This window comes from Furfurilactobacillus curtus (assembly GCF_045862785.1).
Lineage (GTDB): Bacteria > Bacillota > Bacilli > Lactobacillales > Lactobacillaceae > Furfurilactobacillus > Furfurilactobacillus curtus.
The window spans coordinates 1-339 of the sequence record NZ_BQXO01000087.1 but is presented as its reverse complement, the minus strand read 5'-3'; the positions used below and the strand labels follow the sequence as shown (position 1 = coordinate 339).

Annotated in this window: 2 pseudogenes; both read right to left on the bottom strand. The window is 39.2% G+C overall.

Going from position 1 to position 339, the window contains the following annotated elements:
* Window positions 1-191 (bottom strand): annotated as a pseudogene (locus tag ACKTR2_RS10590) (hypothetical protein); the annotation flags it as partial.
* Between the two features lie 14 nt (window positions 192-205).
* Window positions 206-339 (bottom strand): annotated as a pseudogene (locus ACKTR2_RS10585) (conjugal transfer protein TrbL family protein); the annotation flags it as partial.

The window sequence follows — 339 nt, the reverse complement described above, 5'->3', positions numbered from 1 at the left end:
GTATGGTTCGCCGTGAAAAGCTCTTGGTATAAATCCATTAACATGAGGTAAATTCCCATTATATAGAAGACCATGCTAAATAAGTTATCAAAATAGTAAGACAACTTAGTCCGCCGTGAAGGTGTTGTAAAAGGATCGGTTCGCATATCTTTTTTGGCTTTTTCCAATAACCAGTGTGCGATTTTCTTCATAACTATTTTTCCTCCTAGTGGTTACGGAAATAATTTTGAAACATTCTCATGGCACCCATACCAGCACTTTTAGTCACACCGGTTGAAGCCCAAAAGTCTTTAACGGCGTCAGGTGTTTTGACCACCAGAAAACCGAATCCGATTGAAG